This window comes from Shewanella sp. MSW (assembly GCF_007636515.1).
Lineage (GTDB): Bacteria > Pseudomonadota > Gammaproteobacteria > Enterobacterales > Shewanellaceae > Shewanella > Shewanella indica.
Genome location: NZ_LVDR01000002.1, coordinates 122,225 through 145,156 on the forward strand (window position 1 = coordinate 122,225; position 22,932 = coordinate 145,156).

At 54.2% G+C, this 22,932-nt stretch carries 21 protein-coding genes; 14 read left to right on the forward strand and 7 right to left on the reverse strand.

Features of this window, described 5'->3' with window-relative positions; all coding sequences use genetic code 11:
* Positions 1–2: 2 nt before the first annotated feature.
* Positions 3–1,931, forward strand: a complete 1,929-nt coding sequence (locus AYI96_RS02165; protein ID WP_144360905.1) for a toxin-antitoxin system YwqK family antitoxin — start codon at positions 3–5, stop codon at positions 1,929–1,931.
* Positions 1,932–2,190: 259 nt separating this feature from the next.
* Positions 2,191–2,496 carry a hypothetical protein gene (locus AYI96_RS02170; RefSeq protein WP_039034117.1) on the forward strand — a complete coding sequence of 102 codons (306 nt, stop codon included), beginning with the start codon at positions 2,191–2,193 and terminating at the stop codon, positions 2,494–2,496.
* Between the two features lie 91 nt (positions 2,497–2,587).
* Here AYI96_RS02170 and AYI96_RS02175 read toward each other — a convergent pair whose 3' ends face one another.
* The 5 genes from AYI96_RS02175 to AYI96_RS02195 form a co-directional block, all read right to left on the reverse strand.
* On the reverse strand, positions 2,588–3,112 hold the full coding sequence (locus AYI96_RS02175; RefSeq protein WP_200887989.1) for a hypothetical protein: 525 nt from the start codon (positions 3,110–3,112) through the stop codon (positions 2,588–2,590).
* A 25-nt stretch (positions 3,113–3,137) separates the two neighbouring features.
* Positions 3,138–3,704: a hypothetical protein gene (locus AYI96_RS02180; protein WP_144360906.1), complete on the reverse strand. Its 567-nt coding sequence runs from the start codon at positions 3,702–3,704 to the stop codon at positions 3,138–3,140.
* A gap of 74 nt (positions 3,705–3,778) precedes the next feature.
* On the reverse strand, positions 3,779–5,452 hold the full coding sequence (locus AYI96_RS02185) for a hypothetical protein (protein WP_144360907.1): 1,674 nt from the start codon (positions 5,450–5,452) through the stop codon (positions 3,779–3,781).
* Between the two features lie 12 nt (positions 5,453–5,464).
* Positions 5,465–7,816, reverse strand: coding sequence for a PEGA domain-containing protein (locus tag AYI96_RS02190; RefSeq protein ID WP_144360908.1), 2,352 nt, complete (start codon positions 7,814–7,816; stop codon positions 5,465–5,467).
* 10 nt (positions 7,817–7,826) lie between these two features.
* Entirely contained in the window at positions 7,827–9,239 is a 1,413-nt protein-coding gene (locus AYI96_RS02195) for a glycerophosphodiester phosphodiesterase (protein ID WP_144360909.1), read from the reverse strand.
* A gap of 357 nt (positions 9,240–9,596) precedes the next feature.
* Here AYI96_RS02195 and AYI96_RS02200 point away from each other — a divergent pair, with 357 nt between their 5' ends.
* From AYI96_RS02200 to AYI96_RS02250, 11 genes are all read left to right on the forward strand, one after another.
* Entirely contained in the window at positions 9,597–10,361 is a 765-nt protein-coding gene (locus AYI96_RS02200; RefSeq protein WP_082014276.1) for a cobalamin-binding protein, read from the forward strand.
* A gap of 263 nt (positions 10,362–10,624) precedes the next feature.
* Positions 10,625–11,887 (forward strand): efflux RND transporter periplasmic adaptor subunit, encoded by a 1,263-nt coding sequence (locus AYI96_RS02205; protein ID WP_144360910.1) that lies wholly within the window; start codon positions 10,625–10,627, stop codon positions 11,885–11,887.
* Positions 11,888–11,897: 10 nt separating this feature from the next.
* Positions 11,898–12,146 (forward strand): hypothetical protein, encoded by a 249-nt coding sequence (locus AYI96_RS02210; RefSeq protein WP_144360911.1) that lies wholly within the window; start codon positions 11,898–11,900, stop codon positions 12,144–12,146.
* Between the two features lie 35 nt (positions 12,147–12,181).
* Positions 12,182–12,904, forward strand: a complete 723-nt coding sequence (locus AYI96_RS02215; protein WP_039034123.1) for an ABC transporter ATP-binding protein — start codon at positions 12,182–12,184, stop codon at positions 12,902–12,904.
* 11 nt (positions 12,905–12,915) lie between these two features.
* Complete coding sequence (locus AYI96_RS02220; protein WP_144360912.1) at positions 12,916–14,226, forward strand: ABC transporter permease; 1,311 nt, start codon at positions 12,916–12,918, stop codon at positions 14,224–14,226.
* Positions 14,227–14,236: 10 nt separating this feature from the next.
* On the forward strand, positions 14,237–15,436 hold the full coding sequence (locus AYI96_RS02225; RefSeq protein WP_129979183.1) for an ABC transporter permease: 1,200 nt from the start codon (positions 14,237–14,239) through the stop codon (positions 15,434–15,436).
* 126 nt (positions 15,437–15,562) lie between these two features.
* Entirely contained in the window at positions 15,563–16,993 is a 1,431-nt protein-coding gene (locus AYI96_RS02230; RefSeq protein ID WP_039034126.1) for a sigma-54-dependent transcriptional regulator, read from the forward strand.
* Entirely contained in the window at positions 16,990–18,324 is a 1,335-nt protein-coding gene (locus AYI96_RS02235) for a sensor histidine kinase (RefSeq protein WP_144360913.1), read from the forward strand. The genes AYI96_RS02230 and AYI96_RS02235 overlap by 4 nt, the downstream gene beginning before the upstream one ends.
* Positions 18,325–18,535: 211 nt before the next feature.
* Complete coding sequence (locus tag AYI96_RS02240) at positions 18,536–18,910, forward strand: curli production assembly/transport protein CsgE (protein WP_226684543.1); 375 nt, start codon at positions 18,536–18,538, stop codon at positions 18,908–18,910.
* Positions 18,911–18,922: 12 nt separating this feature from the next.
* A complete protein-coding gene (locus AYI96_RS02245) occupies positions 18,923–19,315 on the forward strand; it encodes a curli assembly protein CsgF (protein WP_144360914.1) in 393 nt (130 codons plus the stop codon).
* Positions 19,312–20,097, forward strand: a complete 786-nt coding sequence (locus tag AYI96_RS02250) for a CsgG/HfaB family protein (protein ID WP_039034130.1) — start codon at positions 19,312–19,314, stop codon at positions 20,095–20,097. Before AYI96_RS02245 ends, AYI96_RS02250 begins: the two co-directional genes overlap by 4 nt.
* A gap of 192 nt (positions 20,098–20,289) precedes the next feature.
* Here AYI96_RS02250 and AYI96_RS02255 read toward each other — a convergent pair whose 3' ends face one another.
* On the reverse strand, positions 20,290–20,904 hold the full coding sequence (locus AYI96_RS02255) for a TetR/AcrR family transcriptional regulator (RefSeq protein ID WP_144360915.1): 615 nt from the start codon (positions 20,902–20,904) through the stop codon (positions 20,290–20,292).
* The gene (locus tag AYI96_RS02260) at positions 20,901–22,349 is read right to left on the reverse strand and encodes a coniferyl aldehyde dehydrogenase (protein ID WP_039034168.1); all 1,449 of its coding nucleotides are present in this window, start codon (positions 22,347–22,349) and stop codon (positions 20,901–20,903) included. The genes AYI96_RS02255 and AYI96_RS02260 overlap by 4 nt, the downstream gene beginning before the upstream one ends.
* Before the next feature lie 199 nt (positions 22,350–22,548).
* On the opposite strand from AYI96_RS02260, the gene AYI96_RS02265 reads away from it, so the two are divergent.
* Positions 22,549–22,932 carry an STAS/SEC14 domain-containing protein gene (locus AYI96_RS02265; RefSeq protein WP_039034132.1) on the forward strand — a complete coding sequence of 128 codons (384 nt, stop codon included), beginning with the start codon at positions 22,549–22,551 and terminating at the stop codon, positions 22,930–22,932.

The window sequence follows — 22,932 nt, forward strand, 5'->3', positions numbered from 1 at the left end:
AAATGCGTGTATTGATATTACTTTGTGGCCTGATGAGCTGGATGGCCAGCGCCGAGACAGTGTGGCTGAATGAGGATTGGCAAGTGGTCGACAGTGAGCGCCAGGCCAGTTTTTATGTCAAAGATCCGCAAACTCAAGATCAACAGGGTTGGCAGACCACCATCTATTATGTCGGCTCGGATACCCCCAGATTCAAGGGCAGCTTTGCCAAGCCGGGTATCTTTCAAAATGCCTTGGGTAACTACCAGTTCTTTCACAATAACGGCAAGCTGTCTTCCGATGGCCGTTATAACGATAACAGCGAGATGGAAGGCCCGATCCGTTTCTATGATGAAGACGGCATCTTGACCATGGAGGCCGGTTTTGTTGATGGTGAACAAAGAGGCACTCAAAAAAACTTCTACAGTAACGGTCAGTTAGAGGAGGTTTATCAGCAGTTGGGCGACAAACGCGTCGGTAAAGACAGCCACTATTACCAGGATGGCAGTCTGCAGGCGCAGCACTCGCTGGTCAATGGTCTGCCGGAAGGGGAGCAACTGGAATACTACCCGGGTGGGCAACTGCGTGAGCGCAGTCTGTATCTGGCGGGTAAACTGACAGGGGAGCGCAAACGTTATCACCGCAATGGTGAGCTGTCCTCCATTGACACCTTTGGCCCTAAAGGTCAGCAGGGAAAAGCCTATGAATACTGGGATACAGGTGTCCAAGAGGCCGAGTATGTCTATGTGGATGGTCAGCGACAGGGACCGGCCAAACGCTGGCATAAAAATGGCCAGCTTAGTCGGGAAACCAGTTTCCGGCAGAATCGAGAGCATGGGGAAAGCCGCCAGTATGATGCCAAGGGACAGCTGACTCGAATTGAACATTATCAGCAGGGCAAAAAGGTGGGCGAGCAGCAAACCTTTTATACCAGTAGCTCGCAGCTGCAGCAGTTGCAGCGCTTTGACGAAAAAAGCCGTTTGGTCTTTGAACAAAAGTTTGCCGATGACGGCAGCAAGACCATGGAGTTCAACGCCCGTTTTGTCAAAGACAAACAGATCCTCGACAGACAATACTTCCAAGACGGCAAACTCAGCTCAAGAATGCAGCAGGATATGACTCGGGTGTGGACTTTATACCAGAAGTTTGATGCCAACGGCGTTGTCATCGAACGAGAGGAGAAACTCAAGGGCAAGCGCGAGGGGCTGGCCGTGCAAATGTATCAGGGGCTCTGGGATGATGAGCCCTACATAGAGACCAGTCACTACCAAGAAGGCCAGCTTCACGGTGCTTATGAGAAGAAACTGGTCAGCGGCAAGCTGCTGGAGCAGGGCGAATATGCCCATTACAAAAAGGTGGGGTTTTGGACTTATCAAGATGCCCGTAACCGCCGCACAGAACAGCGTGACAGCCAGGGGCGGTTGCACGGTGAAGTGAAAGAAATCCAGGTACACGATGGCCAATTGTTACAGCTGGCGCATTACCGGCACGGGCAGCTTGAGGGGGAATACCAAACCTACAGCGAAAAAGGCGAGCTGCAAGCCAAGGGAAATTATAGCCAGGACAAACGGCATGGCCAGTGGCAGTACCAGGATCCCTATGAAATCCAAGTGTCCCTCTGGCAAGGGGAGTATCATTACGGCAAAAAAGTCGGCACTTGGCTGGCGCACTCTGCAGCGGGTTACGAACTGGGGCGGGAGCAATATGACGCCAAAGGACAGGCGCAGGGCAGTTTTTACTATTTCACCGAAGATGGGTTACTGAACAAGGTCGCCCGTTATCAGGACGGTAAAGAGCATGGCGAAACCGTGTCTTACATCCAGGGTAAAGCTTACTATATCCAGACGTTCGAACACGGTGAGTATCTGGGCAGTCGTGATGTTTACGACGATGAGCTTAAGGCCGAGAGCGACTGCGATAGCTCTGCCTCATCGCTGTTATTTGGCTGTTGAGGCTTTATTTATGGTTTAGCCGTGTGGGCTTAATGATTGCCGCAATAAGCTGTTTGCGCTGCAGCTTGAGCCCTTCGGCAACCTGTTACGCCGAGGGACTATAGTGGCTCTGGCGCTTAAAGCAGGCCGGTTTGTCTGTCAGGAAAGTGGTCAACTCGGCTTCGCTCGGCGCCTGTGCGAATTAATGGGCAGAGTTGTTGAAATCGGGTGTAAAATAAGGTTTTCAACCCTTACCGCAAGCGTTACAAGGAAAGTATAAGTGGCTGAATTTACTTTTTTATTCCTATGTTTAGTGGTGCTCTCTCTTTGGGTAAGAGCATGTCTGAAACTGCATAAACTGACTCAGACCAATCAGGATAAAAACAGGACATTTTGGGGACAAATAGGCCAACAACTAGGCGACTATGATCTGTATATGGGGATCTTGTTTGGAAGAGCTGAACGTTATTCCCTGTATCATTCAGAGTTGGCAGCGCTAATCACTGAAATCAGAGCGGCTTTCAAACTGGCTATATGGGCAATACTCTTGTTTATTTTGTACTTGATATTCAACTTTGGGTTATAGCAAGGCAAATTACCGCGAAAGAAATTTGCGGGTCGAAAAAAGTCATACCAGGGGGCATCAATAGGCAGTTGTTAATGCATAAGCGTGTTTTTTATACATCTCTTACCCAAACTGTTTTTACATGCTTTTTAAGCAAAGCTACCACGCTGTTATGGATAAACAGGTAACCGAAATCCTCTTCAAGCTTAAATATTAGTCGCTCTTCAAGTGGGACACCTTCCAGGCGTGAAAAATCCAGCTTTGCGGTTTCCAAATCCAACCAGTTTAACTTGCCATATTGCTTCTCTTCATTAGTTAGCCGATAAGTCTGGTGTATGTACGGCATACGGAAGTTTTCAAATACTTTTATTTGATCTTTTGATGGTTGGCTTGGTGAGCAATCTACCCTTGCGTCCAGCCACTCGACACCATGTTGGACCCGTTCCGCGATTCTCTCTGCTATATCGTTGACAATAAAAAGCTTGGGGGAGAATGTTATTTCCAGAAGCAGGTCTGGTTCAAGAGTGACTGTGGATTTCGGGGTTGGCTGGAATGCAAATTCAGCCAGAGATTGTCTGGACAGCAGCGCGTAATCATTCATGGTTATATTCATAGCGGCATTATTAGTGGGACTCATAGCCAGGCGCATCCTTTTTAAAGGTTTATATTCTAGGTGCTTCTTCGGATGTATCAAATGAGAAAGCCACAATGCTGGTGTTTATCTTTCCTTCCTCGTCCAGGCGTATGAGGGCTTCAAGTAGTTCAATAGAGAAGAATGTTTTCGTCATTCCTATCGGCTTGAATACGTGTCTTTTACTTTCGGGGAGTTTATTGATTTTTTCAGCCGATAAGAAAAACCGGCTGGTAGCTTTGGTTATTTTGATGCTGTTTTCGGTATCAACGGCATCCACCAAGTTGTCTACTGCCAGTATATAACGATCGATTAAAACCCCTGAGCCGGCACAGGTTAACTTGGAGGGGTAGACTTCGACCCCGTAAGGGTCAAAGCTCATGATTAATTCGGCTATCTCCTTGGTAACATTAAAAGCGCCCCCTCTGATTAAATCCAGCGCTTCAATATCGAGGATGTCAGTGTCCTGCCATACAATCTCATTCAGACAACTAGTTGGGATAAAATCATTGTCATCATAAAGTGACGAGCGAATATCGACCGCACTAAATAGTGATTCCCCTTCATTCATGTCTTCGTTTATATAGGCTACTTGCATTCTCAATTCTCTATATTTTTCTCTGGGGTAAAAAAGCCACCTCGTGAGGTGGCTTGGGGGAGTATAAACCGGCGTTAGCCCATACGTTTAAGCTTTTCCTTCAACTCCGGGATGGCGCGGGTAAAACCGTCGATATGGTCGGTCAGGCGTGACAGCAGTTTGCGCTTACGCTCTTGGTTACGCCGACCATAAAGTAGGGTCCAAACCAGGAGTACTGCACTGACCATGATAAACACCACCAGGGTCAGGTTGTGTCTGAAAAATGAGGTGCTGTAGATGGGATCCAGCAGCGGGAAGTAGAGCATATCGAACAGCGGATACCAGATATAATCCGGACCCCAGAAGTTGAAGACCAAGGCGGCAATCGCCAACAAGATCCAAGTGCCTGCGCCGTTGAGCTTGCCGTATTGCTGGAAAGATGTGTTGTTATAGCGTTTGTTCTTGGTCAGGTTGTAGGCGTACTCACGGTTATAGTCATCAACGCCCAATTTGGCTCTTGAGCTGGCGTAAAGCATCCAGTCGCCCACATCCAGATCCCCCAGCAGATCTTCGCCGAAGCGCATCTCCCGCACTTCGCCATCGGCCAGTTGTAGCAAGACTTCGCCATCAACGTTGGAGCTGCGGCTGCGATGGCTGCTGGTTTCAGTGTCTGTGGTGCTGTGGGAAAATCTGTTACCCACATAATGGTCTGTAGTGGTGGTTTTAGTGGTGGTGACCGTGAAGTCATCGACACTGGCGCTGGCACTTCTGTCGAGCACTTTGCCCATGATGCAGGAAACGCTGACTTCACCCTTTTCATCGCCGGCCAAGACATGTTTGTGCAGATAGGGTTCACGGTAACTTAGGCTGTATTGCCGCATCATGGCTTCTTCCTCATCGCGGACACTGAGGCTGTTGGCGGCCGTTGCCGGTGCTTGCTGCTGCGAGCTGCCGCACTGAACACAGTAGCCGTGCTCGCCGTCGATGCGACTCTGGCATTTGAAGCAGAAAATATCCGAGTCTTTTCTCGGCCGCTGGGCGATATGGTAGCCCAACGCTTCCTGGGTGACAGACAACAGGCGTTTCATTGCCAGTTGCAGCGCCTCGTAGCGGCGCAGTTCCCTGGTGTGCTTCTTCTGGTTGCGCTGACGCTCCAGAATGAAACACACCACAGACAGAACCACGGCCACCCCGATAGCGATTTCTGTGGGTTGCTTGGCACCAAAGTACAGCAACAAGGCGCTGGCAATCCCCAGCAGCAGCCACCAGAAGGCGCTGGATTGGCTACCCGGCTCATAGTCGGGCACTATGGTCGAGCGTTGACCGTCGGCTTCATGACTGATGGCTGCCGGAGCCATATGGTTATGGCTGACCAGGCGTTTGGCGTCTTTACCTTCGATGCGGTAATTCAGGGTGTAGTCTGTCGGATAAAACAAGGTCAGCACATCGCCGCGGCGAATCTGGTCGTAGAACTTGTTCTCGGCGTTGACACTGACCCGCTCTATGTTGCCGTCTTTATCTTCCAGCTCAAGCCACCAGTAGCTGTAGGTGAGATTATTGCCACTGTCTACCCGGCGCCGCTTGTAGAGGAAGCTGGAGTTGACCCGGCCGGTGAACGTCCTGGCACCGGAATAGTGGGGTTTGAGATCTTTTAGGATCTCAGGGGCGACATCCTCAATGTTCTTCAGCTTGGGCTGCTCAGGCAGGGACTCTCCGCAGTGACCGCAGAAGTTTTCCTTGGCATAAATGGGTTGATTGCAGTGGTGCATTCAGTTTCCTTGTCAATTGGGTAAAAGACGGATTGTCAGTGTTTGTTCGCCGCCATTCAGGCTGTGCCATTTGCGGTAGGTCTGATAACCGGGGGCGCTTACCTGCACATCGTAGTTGCCCGGTTTAAGCCGGATCCCCGGGTGATACTTGGGGCCGATGTTCATGATCCTGATATTTGCATTGTTCACATTGGTTTTGACCTTGAGGCGTGTCTCGGTCGGTGCCAGCTCGCTGGCCTTGAGTGGCGCTGGAGTGCTCTTGTGCAGCAAGTCTATCTTGGCCAGTGAATGCGCCAGCGGCGAGAAGGCCTGATAGATACCCGTGTGTTGCTCAAAGCTCAGCCCCAAAGGATGCAGCAGCGGTTGGGCGTGCAGTGTCCAGCGCAGGGCGTAGGCAAAGCCGATATTGCCGGACTGTTCCACCTTGGTGAGGAAGTAGTTCACCGGGCTGGTATCATCCTGGGTGTAGCGGTTTTGCACCAAAAGCACCGGCAAGGTCAGCAGTAGTAGGGGCGGCAACAGCTTGGCGGTCAATGCCAGCCAGCGGCGTTTGCCGGACTTGGCACTTTCAGTGGCATTCTCATTTATGCCGGTACTGTCTTCGCTGCCACTTGCTTGACTCGCGCCGGGGCGGAATAGCTGCAGCGTCTTCAGCGGCAGCTTGATAAAGGTCATACAGATCAAAAACAGGCTGAGTGACATGGAGATGGGCGGAATAATCACAGATCGCAGCGCCTGCTTGCCTTGCTCGGCATAGCGTCCGCCATCGGCAAATTCACGTTCCGACTCGGCCAGCATCTGCAGGTAACTCTGGGTACGTTTCTGGATGTTGGGATCCAGCACATGGCGTTTGAAGTTGGCCTGGTTCCAGTCGGCGCGGACGTTAGGCACATAGAGATCGCCCATGCGAGCGGCTATCTTGCGTTGGATCTGCGGATGCAACTGGAAGGCGTTCCAACTTAAGTTGATGGGCAAGTCCAAACCGCGTTTACGCATCTCGCTCTGCCAGCGGGCATCGGCTTCAGCCTTAACCGTCTTGGCCACGCTTTGACTAAACAGCGGACGATTGCTGATATGCCAGCTGTCCGGCAGTTTCAGCCCCTTGGCCTTGAGGGCCCGGCGCAGTTTCACCTGAGTCACAGGATGCACCCTGAAGTCGGCCAGTGACGCTATGTTGAACGGATAGCCGGTTTCCTTTTCAAACATCGCCTGGAATTTGGGATGGGCCAAGAACAGACGCTGGTAATGATCCGGATCGTCTGTGTACTTATAGCGTTTGTCCTTAAGACCGCCATCGCCACCTGTAGCCAGGCTCAGCGCCTGCATGGCGGTGCCGACACCGGCTGTCATCACCCCGAACAGGGCGCTGGACAGCAGGTTTTCGCCTGTGCTGATGTCTTCGACTATCAACCAGTAGTTGGGATCTATGTAGCCGAGCCCCGCCTTGGAGATCATTGTCTTGTAGCGGGCGTTTTCCCGTTCTATACATTGATAGCGACGTTCTTTCTGGGATGACTTCTTGTAGCGTTCCTGGCAGCGGTTGGTGTCTTCATGGTAGGCGAAGATCTTGGGGCCGTATTCCTGGGCCCTGGCACCGGCCTTGGCCACATGGGCCTTTTGCGCCTGTTGATACTTGCCCCAGCCCTGATTGACCTCTTGCTCTATGTTTTGCCAGTAACCCATCTCCCGCTCCGGGATCCCCGCCAGGGTCTGGTTGTAGCGGTTGGAGCCTTCGGCATAACTGCGATAGCTGGCCGACAGCTCATCATAGAGTTGACCAAAGTCGTGATAGTGCTGGTCAAAGTCGCGATAGGCCCGCTTTTGCACGAAGTTGTGAATGATCTTCTGTTTGTAATCATCCAGGTTGTCGGTGAGGTTGTGGTCGGCATAGGCCAGGCCGCCGAATAGGGCCAGAAAGGTCAGGTTTTCAGAGCTGTGCAGCTCTTTGGGGTCGTAGTTGAGACCTTCGACTTCGACCGCATTAACCGCCAGGGCATCACGCAGCGCCGCGCTGTAGGCTGCGTATTGACGCTGTTCCGGGGTAGAGGGTTCAATCAGCCATTGCTCTATCAGGTATTTTTGGCCGAAAAACACGCTGGGCCAGACGCACAAGGTGAGCAGCAACAGGGTCAGGCTGCCTCTTAGGGCGGTTTTGAACAGCCGTGCCGGCAAGAGATCGGCCAGCAGCAGGGTCACACCTATCCCGGAAATGGTGCGGCCGTAAATCTCCAGGTGTTCGAGTTGCTCGGGCTTGGGGGTGCCCAAGCCCACCAAAGAAACCAGTTGGGCGTTGAAGATGGCCTCTGGGATCAGATAGGCAGCGCTCAGCAGCAGGAAAAATACCCGCCAGGACAGTTTTTTCATCCTTGGTTCCTCATTGCTGCTCGCTGCGGCGCAGCTCTATTTTCACTGCGTCATCTGCGGTGAGGTCTACTTGGGTTTGGTTTTCTCTGGGGCCGGCCTGGGTTTTCATGATCACAGGAACAAAGCCGCCGCCAGACTCGGACTGGGACGCCTTGCCTTTATTGGCCACAGCGCCTGTCTTGAAGGACTTCAGTTTGCCATCCACCGCCGGATACAGACCGTTGGGCCAGTAGGTTTCCAGCAAAGAGAGCTTGGAAAGATCCAGATCCTTGGGCAGCGTGGCCAGCTTGCGGGTCAGCTCAGTGCTGCCTTGATAAGGCAGCATGGGCGGCAGGGCGAAGCGGCTGCAAAAACCATAGAGACTGTCGTCGATAATCACAGAGTCGGGTAGTTGACTGCGCTTGAGTCCCAGTAGGCTCTGTTCGTGGTAATCATGACCATTGATGGTATAGCTGGCCACAGGAATGCCGCGGTTATGGGCCAATGACTTGAAGCCTTTGGCGTTTCGCCGATAGTGGCGTATGTCCACGGCGATACCAAAGTTGGACTTGAGCGCCTTTTTCAGCTTATTGAGTCCTGCCGCAGAATCGTAGCGTTTTTCCCGGTAGCGGCGGTTGGCGTAACCCTGAATATCCTCCAGCATGGATTGATTACGCAAAAAGATGGGATCTTGACCTGCGCCGCGTTTCATATCGGCCGCCAGTTTGTTCATCGAGGCCTTGGCGGGGCTCTGGATAAAGGACAGGAAAACAGCGTCGTTTATCTGCCTCATTTTTTTGAGGTTTTCCAGCTCCAGACTACTGTAGAAGTAGCGCCCCTGGCCTATGATACTGAAGGCCAGATAGTCGAGCATCTCCAGATCCCGGCTGCCGGCGCGGCTCTTGATCTCAATATTCAGCTTCTGTCCGCTATGGGCATAGCGGCTGAACACCTGCGCCAGTTGGCGAAAGTTGGGCGGTACCGTATCTGTGAGGGCGCCGGTTTGCATGTCCCGCTGGCGCAGATAGCCCCACTCTTTCTCATAGCGAATCGACTCTATCTTGCGGCGCTTATTGTCTATGGTGCCGGTTTCGCGTCCGGTGCGGCCATCGTGATGAATGACCCAGACATCATCCCGGGTCAGGCGCACATCGATTTCAATCACATCAAACTGGTTATCCAGGGCATCTATGACGGCTTCCAGCGAGTTTTCCGGAAAACGTATCGAGCCTCTGTGGGCCTGGAGCTCCAGGTTGCTGCACTGCCTGGCACCCAGATAATTGATGTTATCCAGTGCTGACAGAGTAAAGCCTCGGGCGTTGAAGGCTTGTTCCAGCGCCAGTTTTTGCGGATCCACGGGCTGAGATTCGGGGGCGGATGGGGTGCTTTTACAGCCGCCAAGCAGGCCGAAACAGCAAAATATCAGGATGAAAAAGAGGCGCACTTGTATTCCTTGGTGCTCTGTAAGTATATATAAAAACAGGGTATTAAAATTAATTATTTACTCTCGGTCAACCTGTGATGCCAATGTTTAACAAGTTTTACTTGTGCCGTCTCAAAACTGAACATTGGCTGACTTTTTATTGGTCAAATGGTGCGCTTTTTTACGGCCGCAGAACCTGGGCCGCGCGTTTTACTCGCAACTTGCTTGAGGTATGCTTGAAGCAATTTTGTGAATAACCAAGGAAACCAGGTGAACCGACTGATACTCTGCCTGCTTTGCAGTTTGGCTCTGAGCCCTGCCGCCCAGGCCAAGTCGCCCAACAAAGCGGTTAATAAAAGCGTTAGCGCCAGGCCGGCCATGCGCATAGTGGCGCTCTCTCCCCATGCGGTGGAGATGCTGTTTGCCATAGGCGCGGGGGAGCAGATAGTGGCCACCACAGACTATGCCGATTTCCCCGAGGCCGCCAAGGCAATTCCCCGCATAGGCGGTTACTACGGCATACAGATAGAAAGAGTGATAGAGCTGAACCCGGATCTGGTGGTGGTCTGGGACACGGGCAACCGCAGCGAAGATATCGAACAGTTGACCAAGCTTGGGTATCGCATTTACGGCAGTGACCCCAAGACCCTGGAAGGTATTGCCGAAGAGCTGGAACAGCTAGGGCGTCTCACCGGCCACAGACAGCAGGCCGGGGAAGTGGCTGCCGACTACCGGCAACAATTGGCAAACTTGCGCCGGGACAATGCCGCCAAGCCGGAGATCAAGGTGTTCTATCAACTCTGGTCCGAGCCTTTGATGACAGTGGCCCAGGACAGCTGGATCCAGCAGTTGTTGGAAGTCTGCCATGGCAACAACGTCTTCAAGGACAGCAGCTCACCTTATCCGCAGGTAAGCATGGAAAATGTGCTTCTCAGTCAACCCGAGGTGATCATCAAGACGGATGAAAAGGGCGATGGCAAGCGGTTGGACTGGAGCCGATGGCAGGAGATCCCTGCGGTGAAAACGGAACAAATCTACACACTTAACGCCGATCTCCTGCACCGGGCGACCCCAAGGGCGCTGGAAGGTGTTGAGGCTATCTGCAAGGTGCTCGACCAGGCCCGCGAAGGGCAGCGGCCATGATAATCATCATCCCGGCTTCGGCGCCAGTCTGGTAATCCTGCTGCAAGCGTTTTAAGCCCGCTCTCTATTTATTCTTCTGTTACTAAGTGTCCGCCAGGCGGACACTTTTGCAAAAAGCGGACAGTATCCGCTTGTCCGCGGACACAAATAAAATCTCCTCTGTTTTTCAACCAATTGATAACTATGACTATCTAAACTTGGCACAAGCTTTGTAAACCTAGTTGCAACAAGATGGTCACAAGCTCAATTGAGGAACAAACGGGATGATTAAGGATACCAGCGGACAAGACAAGCAAGTGGCGCCGGGTTTAGCGCGTCGCCTCAAGTGGCCGGCCACCCTGGGCGCGGCAGTATTGTTGCTGTCGGGCCTGGTGTGGGCCAGTGTCAGTGGCAGCGGTGTCAGTGAATCCATAGATCGCACTGAGCTGCGCTTCGCCACTCTGGAGCGCGGCACTCTGACCCGGGATATCGCCACTACAGGCAAGATAGTCGCCGCCAACGCGCCAATCCTCTACAGCCCGGAAGGTGGCACTGTGACTCTGATAGCCAACCCGGGGGACAGGGTCGAGCAGGGCCAGGTGGTTGCGACCATAGAAAGCCACAGCCTGACCAACAGCCTCAAGCAGCAGCAAGCCCTGCTCGATGGGATGAAGAGTGCCCTGGAACGGGCCAAGTTGGACGCCCGACGTAATCAACTCAAGGCGAATCAGACACTGGATATGGCCAAGGTGGATCTGGAGGCCGCAGACAGGGAGAGCCGCCGCGGCGATCAACTGATCGAAACCAGTCTGATCTCCAAGATAGATTACGAGAAGAGCAAGGATGAGCTGCACAAGGCCAAGCTGCAGTATGCCCATGCCCAGCAGGAAGCCGCACTGATGAAAGACACCCTGACCTTTGAGCTGCAAAACAAGGCGGCCGAGGTCAATCGTCAGGCACTGGTGGTAGCCGAGTTGGAACGTCAGGTGGCAGCACTGAACATCACAGCCCCTGTTGGCGGCATCATAGGTAACTGGCTGACGGAACAAAAAGCCCGTATCGCCCAGAGCCAGCCGATCCTCACCGTTGTGGACTTGAGTGCCTTCGAGGCCGAGTTGGCTGTGCCGGAAACCTACGCCGATGAACTGGGGCTGGGGATGGATGTGGAACTCAACTTCGGCGGCGTGATGGTGATGGGCAAGTTGGCCTCCATCTCCCCCGAAGTACGTAACCGCGAAGTCTCTACCCGGGTCCGGTTCCCGCAGGATACCGCTTTGCACCTGAGGCAGAATCAGCGCCTGTCGGCCAGAGTCTTGTTGGAAAACCGTGCCGATGTGCTGATGGTCAAGCGCGGCGCCTTCGTGAACAGTGGCGGTGGCCGCCTGGTGTACCGTCTCCAGGGGGATATTGCCGAGCGCACCGAGATCAAACTCGGTGCTCGCAGCATGAGCCATATCGAGGTGCTGGAAGGCGGCGAGGTGGGCGACCAATGGGTGATTTCCAATATCGATCTGTTCAATGACGCCGAGCAAGTGCTGGTTCGCTGAGGAGAGAAGAATGAAAACCGAAAGCTTCAACACCGAACGTCTGGTGGCGGCCCTGGCTCTGCTGCTGTTGCTGGTGGCGACTCTGGTCTATACCCGAGATACCTCGGACTGGTTCCTGCTGGGACTCAATCTTATCGAAGCCACCACAGTCAACTCTGTGTCGGCCGAGCCGGGGCAAGTTGCCGATTTCAGCCATGCCGCGATGGCGCCGGGCCAGTGGTTTGGGCAATGTCTGTCTGCCCTGACGAAACTAAAATAACCCACCGAATAACGCAAAAATAAGGAACTAAAACCATGTTAACCATGAAAAATATCAACAAGGTGTTCAAAACGGATTTAGTGGAAACCCATGCGTTACGGGATTTCAATCTGTCGGTGCAAGAGGGGGAGTTTGTTGCCGTGACCGGACCGTCGGGCTCGGGTAAAACCACCTTTCTCAATATCGCCGGTCTGCTCGAAGGCTTTACCCATGGCGAGTATTTTCTTGATGATGTCAATATCTCCAACCTGAATGACAACAAGGCTGCGGCCATTCGTAATGAGAAAATTGGCTTTATCTTTCAGGGTTTTAACCTTATCCCTGACTTGAATCTGGCAGAGAATGTTGAAGTACCACTGCGTTATCGCGGCTTTGGCGCCAAGGAGCGCCAGAAGCGGGTGAAGCAGGCACTGGAGCAGGTGGGCCTGGGGGCGAGGATGAAGCATCTGCCCTCACAACTCTCGGGTGGTCAGCAGCAGCGGGTGGCCATCGCCCGTGCCTTGGCCGGGGAGCCGAGATTCCTGCTCGCCGACGAACCTACGGGTAACCTGGACAGCCTGATGGCCCGCCAGGTGATGGAACTGCTGGAAGAGATCAACAAGGCCGGTACGACCATCATCATGGTGACCCATGACCCGGAGCTGGCCCGCCGCGCCCAGCGCAATATTCAGATAGTGGATGGCCAGGTGTGTGACTTCAGCCGTTATCAAACCGAACAGGCGCCGCAGCTGGATGTGGCCGAACAAGTGGCCAGCTAAGGAGCGCGAGCATGTTTATTTACTATGTTGACCTGGCCTGGCGCAGCATCAAAAAGACGCCGATATTGTCGCTGTTGATGGTGTTGGCCATCTCAGTGGGGATAGGGATCACCATCACCACGCTGAACGTGTACAGCATGATGTCCTTCAACCCGGCCGGGGATCGCGCCGAGCAACTCAACACAGTACAGCTGTGGAGCCAGGGACCTGATTCCTGGGATGAGTTTAACTCGCTGATCACTTTTCAGGATGCCATGAATCTGCGTAAGGGGGAGCTCCCCAAATCGCAGGCCGCCATGTTCCGCAGTGGTATGGCGGTGCAAACGGATGACCCTGAAGTTCTGCCCATGTTGCAGGGCGTCAGGGTGACCGACCGCGGCTTCTTCCCGCTGTTCGAAGTGCCTTTTCTCTATGGCAACGTTTGGGACAAATCAGTGGACGAGCAAGCGGCCTATCAAGTGGTTATCGGCAGAAAGCTGAACCAGAAGCTGTTTGGCGGCGAGAACAGCGTCGGCAAGACTGTCTATCTCAACCGCAAACCCTTTCAGGTGGTGGGCGTGATAGCCGACTGGAACCCTCAGCCCAAGTATTACGATCCTACCAGCGGCGCCTTTGCCAGTGCCGAGCAAGTGTATATTCCGTTTTCGCTGGCCGCCCATGAAGAGTTTCCGATTTGGGGGAATGTCTCGGGTTGGAAGTATGAGCGTCTGGACAACTATCAGGACAGACTGGTTTCAGAGAAAGTCTGGCTCGAGTACTGGGTCGATCTGCCAAGCGCAGAAGACAGAGCCGCCTATAAGAACTTCCTCGCTCAGTATGTCGAGCAGCAAAAAGAACTGGGGCGCTTTACCGATGGCAAGTCTCCCTTTGAGTCGGCGCAGCTGTCCGATGTAGACGCCTGGCTGGAGAAAAATCACGTAGTGCCCGAGGACAATAAGATTCTGGTGGGGCTGAGCATACTGTTTCTCAGTGTTTGCCTGGTCAATATTCTGGGATTGATGCTGACCAAGTTCCTTAAGCGAGCCCCCGAGGTTGGCGTGCGCCGCGCCATTGGGGCCAGCCGCGGGCAGATCTTCTCTCAATACATGGTCGAGGTGGGCGTGATTGGGCTGTTGGGTGGTTTTCTCGGCCTCGCCTGGGCCTGGGGAGCACTCTATAGCCTGTCGGCGCGCTTCGGGGTTGCCGAAGGGCTGACGCACCTGTCTTTGAGTATGTGGTTTATCACCCCCGGGATAGCGGTAGGTACCGCCATGTTGGCGGGTCTTTATCCGGCTTGGGTTGTGTGCCGCACTAAACCAAGCGTTTACCTCAAGAGCCAGTAAGGGATTGACTATGCTAAATATTAAACCGGTTTTCAGCAGCCTGATGCGCAGCAAGAGCGGCCCGATACTACTGCTGATGCAGATCATCTTATCGGTGGCCATAGTCGCCAATGCCAGCTTTATTATCCATGAACGTTTGACCATGATGCAGCGTGATTCCGGGATTGCCGAGCAGGAGATCCTGGTCTTTACCGTCTATAACTTTGACCCCAATATAGATACCAAGCTGCAGAACAAGGTCGACCAGCAGATCCTCCGCCGCCTGCCCAATGTCGTCACGGCGACGTCCACCAATATGTTGCCGCTCAGTGGCAGTGGCTGGTCCACCACGCTGAATCTGGGCCCGGATCCGGAAACGTCCAAAACGACGCCCCAGCTTGCCATGTACCTGGGGACAGAGCACACCCTGGAAACCTTGGGGGTCAAGTTGGTGGATGGGCGTAACTTCTACGCCAACGAGATCAATGATGATGTTAACGGCAGCAATAAGCTGGTGATCATCAGCAAGGCGCTGGCCGATGAGGTTTGGCCGAATGAGTCCGCCGTGGGCAAGACCCTCTGGGCCGACAGGGACGAGAATGTCACAGTGATAGGTGTGGTCGACAAACTGCAGGGTGCCTGGGTGGACAGCAAAGATCTTGAGTACAGCCTGATCCAGAACGTCGATTACACCGGGCATTTCTACATGGTGCGGGCGCCGAGCGAGCATCACAAGGCGTTGAAAGAGCAAATCCTCGAGGCCTTGATGAAGGAAAACCCCAATCGGGTGATCGATGATTTCCAATCTATTCAGGAAGTAAAGCAAAGCTCCTATCGTGACCACGAGCTCATGGTCAGCGTGCTGTCCATGATGGTGATTTTGCTGCTGCTGATCACCAGTTTAGGCCTGACAGGTATGGTGATGTTCAACATTCAGCGCCGCACCAAACAGATTGGCACCCGGCGGGCCTTGGGGGCCACCAAGGCCGATATCCTGAGTCTGTTTCTGACGGAAAACTACCTTATCTGTATCGCCGGAGGGCTGTTGGGGGCTTGTCTTGCCGTGGTGTTGGGGCAACAACTGATGCAGCACTATGACCTGCCACAGCTCGACCTCATCTATCCGCTGCTGACAGTGGTGGGCATGTTGCTGGTGACGACAGTGGCTGTGGTCTTGCCTGCCCGCAGGGCGGCGAATATCTCACCGGCAATGGCGACCCGCAGCGTCTGATCTGTTTGCCGCCCATTCGGGCCGAGGGCATGGCTCATGCAGTTTGGCTCGCGTTGGCGGCAGCTTTAGGTTAGTTTTACCCATAATTTTTACAATAGATATAACAGGATGTAACAAGCAGGCATGATGGATACTGTACTTGTTGTCGATGACAATCAGGCCGTATGTCAGGCGTTGTCGCTGATGTTGGAAATTGCCGGTTACCGGCCGCTCAGTTGTCAGAGCCCTCAAGAGGCACTGTACTTTATCGAGCAAGAAGAGGTCAGCCTGGTAATCCAGGACATGAATTTCAGCCGCGACACCACCTCGGGGGAGGAAGGGCGGGAGCTGTTTCACGCCTTGCGCAGTCGTCAGCCGCAACTGCCAATCATCTTGCTCACCGCTTGGACCGAGCTGGAAATGGCAGTGGAATTGATGAAGGCCGGGGCCGCCGATTATCTGGCCAAGCCCTGGGATGACAACAAGTTGCTCAACAGTGTCGCCAACCTGATTTCCCTCTACAAGCTGCAACAGGATAACCAGCAGTTGCAACAGCGTGAGCAGCAACGGCAGGCGGCATTCGACGGCGCCGATCTCTGTGGTTTGGTATTTGCCAGCGCTGCTATGGAGCGCTGTATTGATCTGGCGTTGCAACTGGCACGCTCGGATGTCTCTGTGTTGATCACAGGTCCCAACGGCGCAGGCAAGGATAAACTGGCGGACATACTGCACGCCAATTCGCCACTGAAACACAAGCCGCTTATCAAGGTCAATGTCGGCGCCTTGCCAATGGAGCTGATGGAGGCCGAGCTGTTTGGCGCCGAGGCCGGTGCATTTACCGGCGCCACCAAGGCCCGTATCGGCCGTTTCGAAGCGGCCGATGGCGGCACCCTGTTTCTGGATGAGATAGGCAACCTGCCGCTGTCCGGGCAGATAAAACTGCTGCGGGTATTGCAGACCGGCGAGTTTGAGCGCCTGGGCAGCCATCAGACCCGTAAGGTCAAGGTCAGGCTGCTGAGTGCCACCAACGCCGATCTGCGTCAGGACATTATCGAAGGCCGTTTTCGCGAGGATCTTTTCTATCGCCTCAATGTGGTGGAACTGGCATTGCCGCCATTGGCGCAGCGCAAAGACGACATCTTGCCGCTGGTGGAGCACTTTTGTGCCGGCGCGGCCGCGGCCTTGAACAAGAGCGCGGCGTTGAGCAAGAGCCTTACGTTGGACAAGAGTGCCAAAGAGGCGCTGCTGGCCCACGACTGGCCCGGTAATGTACGCGAGTTGGAAAACGCCTGTAAACGCGCGGTTTTGCTGAGTCGCGGCGAGTCTTTGAGCTACAGTGATTTCGGTTTGGCTGCGGCAACCGCCTCGAAAGCTATTTTGGATTCAAGTGTCGGCCAAGCTGCAGAGAACCAAGGCCAACAAGCCGGGGCAGAGGAGCCGGGCAAGGCGGAAATAGAAGCAGCGCTGGCCGAGCACGGCGGCGTTATCGCCAGGGTTGCCAAGTCATTTGGCATCAGCCGTCAAGCGCTCTATCGGCGGATGGAGAAGTTTGGTATCGACGGCAAGAGGCAGGCATGACAGGAGGACTCAGTCTAAGACACAGGCTGCTGCTGGGCATGCTGCTGAGCACCTTGCTGGGTTTGCTGCTCGGGTGGGGTTGTCTGTTGTGGTTGGGGCCTGAATGGTTATGGCTGGCGGTAGTGGCAGGCTTGCTGGCAGCGCTGGGCATAGGGCTCAGGTTGACCCGAACCCTGGGTGACAGCCTGGCGGGGCTGGAAATCGGCATGCTTAACCTGATTGATCGAGATTTTAGTGTCTCGTTGCCGGACAGCGGCATCAGCGAGCTGGATAGACTGGCACAACTGTTCAACGAGGCGTCGGCCCGACTCAGGCAGGAGCGGCAGCATATTTACCAGCGGGAACTGCTGCTGGATAAGGTCATTCAAAACTCGCCCAATATCATGCTGCTGTGCGATAGCGTGGGTCATATCATTTATGCCAACGACGCCGCCAAACATCTGTTCAATGCCAGGAAAGGCCTTGAGGGAAGCAGCCTCTCTGAGCTCAAAGCCAAGGTGAGCGAAGAGATGCGCCAAATGTTGGAGAGTGAGCGCGATGGCCTGTTCAATCTCGGCTTGCCGGAAGGCGAAAACCAGAGCTGGCACTTGAGTCGCGGCCAGTTCAACCTCAATGGTCAGCAGCATCAATTGCTGCTGCTCAAGCAGATGACCCGTGAGCTCAACCGCCAGGAGGTGGCGGTGTGGAAGAAGGTGATTCGGGTAATCAGTCATGAGCTCAATAACTCGCTGGCGCCAATTGCCTCCATGGTCAACTCGGGTCGGCGCTTGACCACAGAGAACCGCGATCCCAAGCTGAGCCTGATCTTCGATACCATAGAAAATCGCACCAATCATCTGGGGCAATTTATCGAAGGTTATGCCCGTTTTGCCAAGCTGCCCAGCCCCAAAAAACAAGTTATTCCATGGGCCCGCTTGCTGCCTGAGTTGGCTGAGCATTACGCCTTTGTCTGCCACGAGCCCCCTACGCTGACTTTGCTGGCCGATGAGGTGCAGCTGGAGCAGGTGTTGCTGAATCTGCTCAAAAACGCCCATGAGTCCGGCTCAGCGCCTGAGGAGATTGAGCTGCAGATAGCCAGCCGCTCCGGTTGGCGTAGCGATGCTGCCGACCCGGTTGCCGGCGTTAGTATCTGCGTGATGGATCGCGGCAGTGGCATGTCAGCGGAGGTGTTGTCGCAGGCGCTGTTACCCTTCTACTCCACCAAGCCCCAGGGCAGTGGCCTGGGACTGGCGCTGTGCCGGGAGATAGCCGAGGCTCACGACGGTCGCCTCAGCCTGCAAAACCGTCAGGATGGTGGCTTGCTGGTTCAGCTGTGGTTACCGCAACAGTGAGTCATACTTTCGTATGGTTTTTAACAGATATTGACTCAGCCGAAATAGCTATTTTCAGGTAAATACATTGCTGACGGGTGACTCGGTTCCGGCGCTGCTGTTAATGTAATGCTCTTGTTAAAGGAATGGCCTTTTCAGGCAACAAAGGGAATTTTCGGGGACAATGCCGCACTCTGTCTTGTTATCCATGCGCTGTATCTTGTGCTTACTTATGCTGACACTTGCGTCTGCTCCGGCGTTGGCTGCAGCCGAGGCGGATGATATAGAGATCAGTGGCCTGGTCATAGACAGAACCCTGACCCGCTTTGGCAAGGATTTTGGTTTTTACTACTCGGGGTATTGGCGGGATCTGCCCTTTACCCAGGGATTCAATGTCACCCTTTACGAAACGGTTTTCCCTCAGGCCGGCACCTTGCTGACACTGGAGGTTAACGGTACCCGTATTTACCAAACCCATTTTGGCCGCAGAGCCAGTCCCATCAAGGAGCGGGCCGAACAGGCGATTCTCTTGACCATAGATTATATCGCCTCGGTCAGAGCCCAATCCATGACAGGGGAATTGGGATCCCATTGGGATGGAATTTAGGAAGCAAGCACAATGACACTCAGGATGTTAATCGCAGCCGGCGCCTTGCTGGCTTTTTCGGGGCAGGCCACCGAACTGGTCTATACCCCAATCAACCCCAGTTTTGGCGGTAACCCTCTCAACGGTTCGTTTCTGTTGAATAAGGCCCAGGCCCAAAATGACAATCAGGCCGCCGGCAATGAAAAGGATTTTGTTACCCGCTTCAAGGAGTCACTGGAGCGTAACATTATTAACTCTATCACCCGTGGTGTGGCCGACGGTGATATCACAGATGGCGTTTATGATACGGGTGACTACCGCGTCGAAGTGGCTTCTACCGGCAGCGGTGTGATGTTGACCATTACCAACCTGCTTTCCGGCGAAGTCACAGTGATAGAGATGCCTATTTATGGAGGTAATCCATGAGGTGGCTGGCATTGGTTTCACTGTTACTGCTGGGGGGCTGTAGCCTGGTTCCCAAGCCTGATTTGAATATCAATGAGGCCCAGGTAAATCCCTTGAGTGAAACCATGAAGGCGCTGCAGTCGCGTCCCGGCCCGCGTTTCCCTATCCCGGTTGCGGTTTACTCTTTCCGGGATCAGACCGGGCAATATAAGCCCCAGGCCAATGTCAGTTCCTTCTCGACCGCAGTGACCCAGGGTGCCACTTCCATGTTGGTGCAGACTCTGCTGGACTCCAGGTGGTTTACCCCTGTGGAGCGGGAAGGGCTGCAGAACCTGCTGACCGAGCGCAAGATCTCAGGTAAGCAGCAGGGGCGCAATAATGAAGTGCCGACCCTGACCAATGCCAGGCTGCTTCTGGAAGGTGGGATCATCAGCTATGAAACCAACGTGGAAACCGGCGGCAGTGGCGTGGAATACTACGGCATAGGCGCCTCCGAGCTGTACCGGGAAGATCAGGTGACCATATATCTGAGGGCGGTGGATGTGCACACAGGTAAGGTGCTGATGTCGGTCAATACCACCAAACGGGTGTTCTCTCAGGAGATGCGTGCCGGCCTGTTCCGTTACACCAGTTTGAACCGCCTGGCCGAGGCAGAAGTGGGCTTTACCACCAATGAGCCGGTACAGTTTTGTGTGTTGCAGGCGATAGAACTGGCGGTCTCCGAGCTTATCGACAAGGGGAGCCGCATGGGTTACTGGAGCGCCGAGGCCTCGGGCGACGACAACAGTCTGAGTCAGGGATAAACAGCTTGAGCGAGAGAGCAACAGCTTGAGCGATAGGTAAACCGCAGTTTGTTGATTTTCAAAAAAGAAGGGCCCGCAATTGCGGGCCCTTTGTTTGACTAACTCCAGGGCATTTATTTCAGCTGGCTCATTTCAGGAGGCCGATTTCAAGAGCCAGGCTTGCGGCTGCCATTGGGGTTTGACTCCGAAGGGCTAGGCTGCCACACCGCGCCAGAACAGGCGAAAGCTGGCGTCTCTGGCCTCTCGGGTGGCCTTCTGAGGCTGGTTGCAGAAGAAGCGTGCCGCCGCCAGGAACTGGCTGTGGCAAGCTTCCAGCAACAGTTCTCTGGGTAAATCTGCCAGAACCCCTTGGTTGATGCCTTGCTCCAACAGGTCAGCGATAAAGCCGAGAATGCCATGCATCGCCTGCTGCCGGACCGCTTCACTGACACTGGGCGACATGGCGTATTGCACAAAGAAACTCAGCTTCAGAGGCTGCGCCAGCGCCCAATCGAGCCCGGCCTGCCAGAGCATTTCTGCCCGCTGCGGCAATTCAGTGATGCTTGCCGGCGTCTTTGGCAAACTTGCTGAAATGGCGTTGGCAAACTCTGTCTTGATAGCCAGAAACAGCTGATCCATCAGGGTTTCTTTACTGCTAAAGTGATGGAACAGGGTGCCGGTGGCCACGCCGGCGTGGCGGGCTATGCTGGCGGTCGAGGTGGCATAGAAACCTTGCTCGACAAACAGTTGCAATGCGCTGCCCAGGATCTGTTGCTTCTTGTCCTGTTTGCTGCTTATTGCCCGGGCAGCTTCGCTGCTGCGCTTCATCTGAGAAACACCTTAAGCAGCAGCTTCTGGATCCCCTTGCCGTAGGGAGGATGCACCAGTTTGCCGGTATTGAATCGCCCCCGGGACAGCACAGTGCGGGCGTGACTGAAGGTGCGAAACCCTTCCTGGCCGTGGTAGTGTCCCATGCCGGACGGACCTATGCCTCCGAAGGGGGCATCATCGGCGGCTACATGAAACACGGTTTCATTGATACAGACGCCGCCTGAGTGGGTTTGGGACAATACCTTTTGCTGCACTTCTTTATCGAAACTCATCAGATACAAGGCCAAAGGTCTGGGGCGCGCCTTGATATAGTCGAGCGCCTGCCCCAGCTCTTGATAACTGACCAAGGGCAGTAAAGGGCCGAAGATCTCTTCCTGCATCAGTTTCATATCGTCGCTGACCTTGGTCAGCAACAAGGTGGGCCATTTGCGCTGTTTGGCGCTGGGCAGTTTGCTGAGTGGTTGCTCGCGGTCGGCGGCAAATACCTGTGCCCCTTTGGCGGTGGCATCTTCCAGGAGGGCGACCAGCCTGGCGGCCTGACGTTCGTTGAGTATCTGGCCATAGTCCGGGGTGTTGTCAAAGTCGGGATAAAACTGCTGGAAGCGGCGCCGATAGGCGCTAATAAACTCAGCCTCTTTGCCACTGGGGCAGAGAATATAGTCGGGGGCGACACAAATTTGCCCGGCGTTGAGACACTTGCCGTAGATGAGGCGCTCTACCGCCGTCTCCATGGGCATGTCCCGGGCGATTAACACAGGGGACTTGCCTCCCAGCTCCAGGGTGACAGGGGTGAGATTATCGGCCGCCGCGCGCATTACATGGCGTCCTACCTGAGTCGAGCCGGTAAACAGCAGATGATCGAAGGGCAGGGCGGAGAAACTGGCGGCAATCTCGGCTTCCCCTTCAATCACACAGACCTCGGAGCCATCGAAGACTTCGGCCAGCAGGGAGCGCAGGGCGGCATTGGTGTGGGGAGTAAATTCAGACAACTTCAACATGGCGCGGTTACCGGCGGCAATCACTGTTGCCAGCGGACTCAAGGACAACATGATAGGAAAGTTCCACGGCACTATAATACCCACCACGCCTTTGGGTTGATACTCCACCCTGACGCTGGCCGGGGCCAGCAATAATCCGGCATGGCGGCGACTGGGTTTCATCCAGCCTTTGAGATGCCTGAGGCTGTAGTTGATCTGGGTAACGACCGGCAGTATGTCGGAGATCAGGCTATCGTCGGTCGATCTGTGGCCATAGTCGCGACTGAGTGCATCCGTGAGGGCTTGCTGGTGTTTCAACAAGGCTTGTTTTAACGCCTTGAGCTTGGCCTTGCGCTCGCCAAGGCTTGGCATGGGGGCGGCATTGAAAGCCTGGCGCTGCACGGTGAATTTTTGCAGTAATTGCTGATTTTCCACTGTGAGCGGCTCTGGGTTAACAAGCGACATTTTGCCTCCTTCGGCAACCATTAAGCTGCTTTTAAAATAACCGACTGATTAGTCGGTCTAATGTTAGTTCAGTCTGCGCCTATTGGCAATAACCGGGCTATATTTGATATGGATCACAGAATGCGTTACGGTCGCCAACTAGACTGAAATCGAATAGATGGGGCTTTGTTTTTGAAATCGTTGACATAAGGAATTGATGATGAGCTTGAACATGCATGGTATTTCAATCGGAATTGAGCGTTATGGTGATGACGATTTCTTTGTCACCATGAAAGCCGTGGGAAAACTGACCCACGAAGACTATGAATATATGGTGCCTATGCTGGAATCGGCGATATCCGGTGTGAAGGATCCGGATATTTACGCCCTGCTGGATGTTACCGAAATGGATGGCTGGGAAGCCAGAGCCATGTGGGACGATCTCAAGCTGGGGATCAAGCATGGGCGCCATTTCGAGAAGATTGCCATCATAGGCAATACCAGTTTGCAGGAATGGATGACCAAGATGGCCGACTGGTTCACTCCCTTAGATGTGAAGTTCTTTGTCGACCGTCTCGATGCCATCGACTGGCTGAAAGACTAA

Coding starts and splice junctions, on each gene's coding strand:
- AYI96_RS02220 (WP_144360912.1), top strand. CDS start 12,916: ATGTTTATTTACTATGTTGACCTGGCCTGGCGCAGCATCAAAAAGACG.
- AYI96_RS02245 (WP_144360914.1), top strand. CDS start 18,923: ATGACACTCAGGATGTTAATCGCAGCCGGCGCCTTGCTGGCTTTTTCG.
- AYI96_RS02165 (WP_144360905.1), top strand. CDS start 3: ATGCGTGTATTGATATTACTTTGTGGCCTGATGAGCTGGATGGCCAGC.
- AYI96_RS02235 (WP_144360913.1), top strand. CDS start 16,990: ATGACAGGAGGACTCAGTCTAAGACACAGGCTGCTGCTGGGCATGCTG.
- AYI96_RS02225 (WP_129979183.1), top strand. CDS start 14,237: ATGCTAAATATTAAACCGGTTTTCAGCAGCCTGATGCGCAGCAAGAGC.
- AYI96_RS02215 (WP_039034123.1), top strand. CDS start 12,182: ATGTTAACCATGAAAAATATCAACAAGGTGTTCAAAACGGATTTAGTG.
- AYI96_RS02205 (WP_144360910.1), top strand. CDS start 10,625: ATGATTAAGGATACCAGCGGACAAGACAAGCAAGTGGCGCCGGGTTTA.
- AYI96_RS02255 (WP_144360915.1), bottom strand. CDS start 20,904: ATGAAGCGCAGCAGCGAAGCTGCCCGGGCAATAAGCAGCAAACAGGAC.
- AYI96_RS02200 (WP_082014276.1), top strand. CDS start 9,597: ATGCGCATAGTGGCGCTCTCTCCCCATGCGGTGGAGATGCTGTTTGCC.
- AYI96_RS02190 (WP_144360908.1), bottom strand. CDS start 7,816: ATGAAAAAACTGTCCTGGCGGGTATTTTTCCTGCTGCTGAGCGCTGCC.
- AYI96_RS02185 (WP_144360907.1), bottom strand. CDS start 5,452: ATGCACCACTGCAATCAACCCATTTATGCCAAGGAAAACTTCTGCGGT.
- AYI96_RS02175 (WP_200887989.1), bottom strand. CDS start 3,112: ATGAGTCCCACTAATAATGCCGCTATGAATATAACCATGAATGATTAC.
- AYI96_RS02250 (WP_039034130.1), top strand. CDS start 19,312: ATGAGGTGGCTGGCATTGGTTTCACTGTTACTGCTGGGGGGCTGTAGC.
- AYI96_RS02230 (WP_039034126.1), top strand. CDS start 15,563: ATGGATACTGTACTTGTTGTCGATGACAATCAGGCCGTATGTCAGGCG.
- AYI96_RS02180 (WP_144360906.1), bottom strand. CDS start 3,704: ATGCAAGTAGCCTATATAAACGAAGACATGAATGAAGGGGAATCACTA.
- AYI96_RS02210 (WP_144360911.1), top strand. CDS start 11,898: ATGAAAACCGAAAGCTTCAACACCGAACGTCTGGTGGCGGCCCTGGCT.
- AYI96_RS02260 (WP_039034168.1), bottom strand. CDS start 22,349: ATGTCGCTTGTTAACCCAGAGCCGCTCACAGTGGAAAATCAGCAATTA.
- AYI96_RS02265 (WP_039034132.1), top strand. CDS start 22,549: ATGAGCTTGAACATGCATGGTATTTCAATCGGAATTGAGCGTTATGGT.
- AYI96_RS02240 (WP_226684543.1), top strand. CDS start 18,536: ATGCTGACACTTGCGTCTGCTCCGGCGTTGGCTGCAGCCGAGGCGGAT.